The sequence below is a fragment of the Flavobacterium sp. genome, assembly GCF_028712645.1.
GTDB lineage: Bacteria > Bacteroidota > Bacteroidia > Flavobacteriales > Flavobacteriaceae > Flavobacterium.
Genome location: NZ_JAQTPQ010000261.1, coordinates 1 through 4,811, shown reverse-complemented (window position 1 = coordinate 4,811; position 4,811 = coordinate 1). Strand labels below are relative to the sequence as shown.

Genomic DNA, 4,811 nt, shown 5'->3' with positions numbered 1-4,811 from the left:
GAATTGTAATAATTGATTTTTTCATAGTTGCTTTCCTTTATTGAAGGGTCATCATAAAATATACAAAAAAAAACGATGGATTACAATTGTTTTTAGGATTATTTTCGAACGTTATGTTTCTAATTTTTTTGGAAATAATACCATTTGTCAGTATGTTTTAGTTCAATCGGTTTTGAGTATTTTATTTTTACAATAAAAATCTCTATGCAAGAATTTTATTGAAATAACGGTTAGTCATCTCCGATTTTGATAAGAGGCAAAATGGCTGTCAAAACAATCAAACTATTCAGTATCATCAGAAAATAGCAGCTCGGACAACCGATCGTCTCTCCCATATATGTCATTGTAAAAACTAATTTCTCCAGAGTCGTTTACCCAAGCCGTAAAATAGCCAATATGAATCGGAATCTTATTTTTCAGGATATAAGTAGTTTCTTTTTCGCCTTTCATAGCCTCGTTAATACGTTCAATAGACCAATTAGGGTCGTCTTTTAAAATCAACTCTGCCAATTCTTTGGCCTTGTCCATATTGATGCAACCGTGACTAAAGGCTCCGTATTCGTATTGAAAAAAACTTTTGGCTGGCGTATCATGTAAATAGATGTCATTTGAATTTGGAAAAACAAATTTAACCAGTCCCATAGGATTACTTGGTCCAGGTTTTTGCACAACTCTCCCTTTATCCCAAACCATATTATGGGAAGCTAGATAATTTTTGTCTTGAGCCATTGCTATCATTAATTCGTTGTCAATGATGCTTTTCGGTACATTCCAGAAAGGGCTAAAGACTATTTTACTCACATTGCTACTAAAAACAACCGTTTCAGTCATATTTTTACCAACGATTGCTTTCGATTCTAATTCAGTCGTGCCATTTTTTTTATAGAGGAGTTTATAAGATGGGATATTTATTATGATATATTCATCGGCTTTTGTCAACATCGGATCAATCCATCGGCAGCGTTCCATATTGACAATAATGGTTTTGATGTATTTCTCGATGGGGATGTTCATCTTTTGAATGTGCTTGTATTCAATGATATAATTTCGGTTAAAGCCGTTTCTTTTTTTGAAATTCAAGATTCCTTCCAGTAATTCATAATCATACACATTGCTTTTGGAATCCTTTTTTAAATCTCCGGTAACGACAAGACGATGCCTAATTTGACCAATGGTTTTTGAACTGTCGGCTAGTTTATATTCTCTTTCTAAAGAATCTGTTGTTATGGGAATCCAATCGCCACTTTTTTCTATTTGGCGGTATTTTTTCAAAACATCACGTAGTTTATAATATTGTCGGAATAGTTGCCCCTCATTTTTACTTAATAATTTGGGATCGACTAATAAAGAATCCAATAGGCATTCATACGAAAGATTTTTCCTTGGCAAAAACCATCCAATTTCTATGGTTTTTTCAGGATTAATTCCTTGATATACTTTCTTGGCATAAAACACGTACATCGATGACAACATTATCTCTGTATCGATTTGTGATAGATTATCCGCGGAATCCGTGTTGAAAATTCCGTCAATTTTATTTTTATAGGCTAAGCGTGACTTGAGTCCTTCTTCCTCGAGAAGATTTACTTTGGAATATAACAAATTGGCAAACTCAATAAGTCCTTTATTGTCATACCAAATAGAACTATAATTTCGATTTTTGTATAAGGAAATAACATCTGGCTGGTATGTTTTTAAATCGGGATATTTCTCAAAAAATTGAGAAAGACTCATATTGTCAATATTCATTAATATTTTTTTTGACTGATTTTTTAGTGAAATTTGGTCAATAAAAATTTGGTCAGCGGTAAGATTTTTATCTCTGCCATAAGGAGCAGAGTTAAGTGAAAAGACAAATAAAAAAACCACAGTAGATAAAAAGAAGTTTTTCATGTTATGATTATTTGTATAAAGATAAAGAAATATTTTGTTCATTAAAAGCGAATTGCAATCAAGTTTTGGTTAAAAGATTATTATGATAACTGTAATGAAAATTCCACAGTATATTTGCTAAATCAAAAGGTTCTACAACGAATTACACCTATTTTTTTTAAAATTCTTTCCAAAATCTGTGAGAATCTGTTTAATTCTATCTAACTCTTTTTTTAATCTGTGTAAATCTGTGAAATCCGTGGCAAAAAAAAACAGTTAGCAACTCTTTGTCAAAGTCCCACCACTTTCTTTAAATCTGTGGAAAAAAAATACCCACTCAATTCGTGGTAGAATTAATCAAATTATGCAGATAGAACCATTTTTTATCCATCGCGACATTCGGTCTTATATATTTGATTAATTTTGCCACCCGAGACCTTTAGGTAGAATTATACGAAGTAAAAACATTTTAAAAAGCGTGGGAAGTAAAAACAAATTAAAAAGATTCAAGGAAAACGAAACATTCAATAATGTTTTTCAACCAACGAGGGAAGAAGTGGTGGGAGATTTGTTTCCGCTTAAAGGCAAATGGAACGCTGATTTTTTCAAAAATGATAATCCATTAGTGCTTGAATTAGGCTGTGGAAAAGGCGAATATTCCGTTGGCTTGGCCGAAAAATATCCAAACAAAAATTTCATCGGAATTGATATTAAAGGCGCTCGTTTTTGGCGAGGTGCGAAAACAGCTGTTGAAACTGGTTTGCATAATGTAGCTTTCATTCGCACGCAAATAGAATTGATAAACCATATTTTTGCCGAAAATGAAGTGGATGAAATTTGGATTACTTTTCCAGATCCGCAAATCAAATACAAACGGACTAAACATAGAATGACCAACTCGGAATTTCTACAATTGTATAAAAAAATTCTCAAGAAAGACGGCGTGGTAAACTTGAAAACCGATAGCGAATTTATGCACGGTTATACCCTTGGATTGCTGCATGGCGAAGGGCACGAGGTATTATATGCTAATCATAATGTTTATGTAAATGAAGGAAGTCCAGAGGAAGTTACTGCTTTTCAGACCTTTTATGAAAAACAATATTTGGAAATTAACAAGGCAATTACGTATATTCGATTTAAAATTAAAGAATAGCTTCTATTTTTTAATAGATGTTTTCTCATTTTCGAACGCTTGATTCTCGCAATAAATGAATTTTATAACGCCATTGTTTTTAGGTTTTGTTACTGCCTTTATAGGGATTATTCCGCCAGGATTAATCAATATGACGGCCGCCAAAGTAAATCTGAAAGAAGGAAAAAGGAATGCGTTATGGTTTGTAATTGGTGCTGTGGTCATTATTATTTTTCAAGTTTTTCTTGCCCTATTATTTGCTAAAATTATAAATAGTCGCCCAGATTTGGTTACCTTATTACGCGAGATAGGACTTGGAATTTTTGCGACTTTAACTATTTATTTTTTAGTTTTGGCTAAAAAGCCCAAAAGCAAAACAAGAAAAATCAAAAAAAACAGTAAAACAAGTAGGTTTTTTCTAGGGATGTTACTTTCGGCACTTAACTTTTTTCCTATTCCCTATTATGTTTTTGTGAGTGTAACTTTATCCTCCTATAATTTGTTTTCTTTTGATTTGGCCTCCATTTTCATTTTTTTAAACGGAGTTATTATTGGTTCTTTTTCAGCCTTTTATTGTTATATCGCTTTCTTTAACAGGATTGAAAACAAAACAGATTATATCCTGAGAAATATGAATACCATTATTGGAAGCATAACGGGATTGATTTCGATAATTACCTTGTTGAATATTATTAAATATTATTGGTAATAAAATGACCAATCAGAACGACAATTTTTTCGAAAAAGTGTACTCCATTGCAAGACAAATTCCTTACGGAAAAGTGACTTCTTACGGAGCTATCGCAAAAGCTTTGGGAACGGCTCGCTCCGCAAGAATGGTGGGTTGGGCGATGAATGCAGCGCATAATCTAGAAGATGTTCCCGCACATCGTGTTGTAAATAGAAAAGGATTATTGACAGGAAAACACCATTTTGACGGCACGAATCTAATGCAGCAATTACTCGAAAGTGAAGGTATCGTTGTTACCGATAATCAAATTATGGATTTTGAAAAGCATTTTTGGCAACCAGAAATAGAGTTGATTTAAATCAAACAAATCACAAAATGGGTTCTGTTTTCATCGGTTTGACAACTCAAATAACCTCCGTGAGACTCTACAATATTTTTTGAAAGTGTCAATCCAATACCTGCGCCATTTTTTCGAGTTGTGAAAAAGGGCAAGAAAATTTTATCTCTAATTTCAGTTTCAATGCCTTTTCCAGTGTCAGAAATGGTGATGAAAAAACGATTGTTTTCTACCGAAGTCGATAGGAATATTTTCTTTTCTTCTTGATTTTTCAATGCAAAAATACTGTTGGTAAGCAGGTTGATGATTACTTGCTCCATCTGACTTTTGTCGATTATAAGCGTTCTGAAAACTTCAATTTCATTAACAATAGTTATGTTTTCTGATTTAAAAATAGGAGTCATTATTTTTAGGCAATCCTCAAAAAGTAAATGTATTGGTGTTGGAATTTTATTGGGTGTAGGCAACATCGCTAGTTTTCTATAATTTTCGACAAAAAATTGCAGGTGATCGCTTCGATTGATTATAGTAGAAATGCTTTGTTTGATGTCTTCAAAATCCTCTGTATTCAATTGTTCTTGGTCAACAATTTGCAGTAAATTTTGCGATAGCGACCGAATTGGTGTTAAGGAATTCATCAATTCGTGCGAAATAATTTTCATCAAATTGATCCAAGCTTCTTTTTCTTTTTTCTCAATTACACGCTGAATGCTGTCTAATAAAATGATGAAATAGTCTCTTTCGAATGATTTTGTCAATGAAGTTTGCAGTATAAA

At 32.7% G+C, this 4,811-nt stretch carries 5 protein-coding genes; 3 read left to right on the top strand and 2 right to left on the bottom strand.

Annotation, left to right across the window (positions count from 1 at the left end; all coding sequences use genetic code 11):
- Nucleotides 1-282: 282 nt before the first annotated feature.
- Nucleotides 283-1,893, bottom strand: a complete 1,611-nt coding sequence (locus tag PHC28_RS15760; RefSeq protein ID WP_300102844.1) for a L,D-transpeptidase family protein — start codon at nt 1,891-1,893, stop codon at nt 283-285.
- A gap of 457 nt (nt 1,894-2,350) precedes the next feature.
- Between PHC28_RS15760 and trmB the strand changes: the two genes are divergently transcribed.
- From trmB to PHC28_RS15745, 3 genes are read left to right on the top strand one after another with little or no spacing between them, the layout of a single operon-like run.
- Nucleotides 2,351-3,028, top strand: coding sequence for a tRNA (guanosine(46)-N7)-methyltransferase TrmB (gene trmB, locus PHC28_RS15755; protein WP_300102841.1), 678 nt, complete (start codon nt 2,351-2,353; stop codon nt 3,026-3,028).
- 55 nt (nt 3,029-3,083) lie between these two features.
- Nucleotides 3,084-3,716, top strand: coding sequence for a LysE family transporter (locus PHC28_RS15750; RefSeq protein ID WP_300102838.1), 633 nt, complete (start codon nt 3,084-3,086; stop codon nt 3,714-3,716).
- Nucleotides 3,717-3,720: 4 nt separating this feature from the next.
- Nucleotides 3,721-4,056 (top strand): MGMT family protein, encoded by a 336-nt coding sequence (locus PHC28_RS15745; RefSeq protein ID WP_300102835.1) that lies wholly within the window; start codon nt 3,721-3,723, stop codon nt 4,054-4,056.
- Here the strand turns inward: PHC28_RS15745 and PHC28_RS15740 are convergent.
- Nucleotides 4,053-4,811: PAS domain-containing sensor histidine kinase (locus tag PHC28_RS15740; RefSeq protein WP_300102832.1), on the bottom strand; the 759-nt coding region annotated here is incomplete at its 5' end. The genes PHC28_RS15745 and PHC28_RS15740 overlap by 4 nt on opposite strands.

Excerpts from the sequence above, each read along its gene's own strand:
- PHC28_RS15750 (WP_300102838.1), top strand. The coding sequence starts at position 3,084 with ATGAATTTTATAACGCCATTGTTTTTAGGTTTTGTTACTGCCTTTATA.
- PHC28_RS15745 (WP_300102835.1), top strand. The coding sequence starts at position 3,721 with ATGACCAATCAGAACGACAATTTTTTCGAAAAAGTGTACTCCATTGCA.
- PHC28_RS15760 (WP_300102844.1), bottom strand. The coding sequence starts at position 1,893 with ATGAAAAACTTCTTTTTATCTACTGTGGTTTTTTTATTTGTCTTTTCA.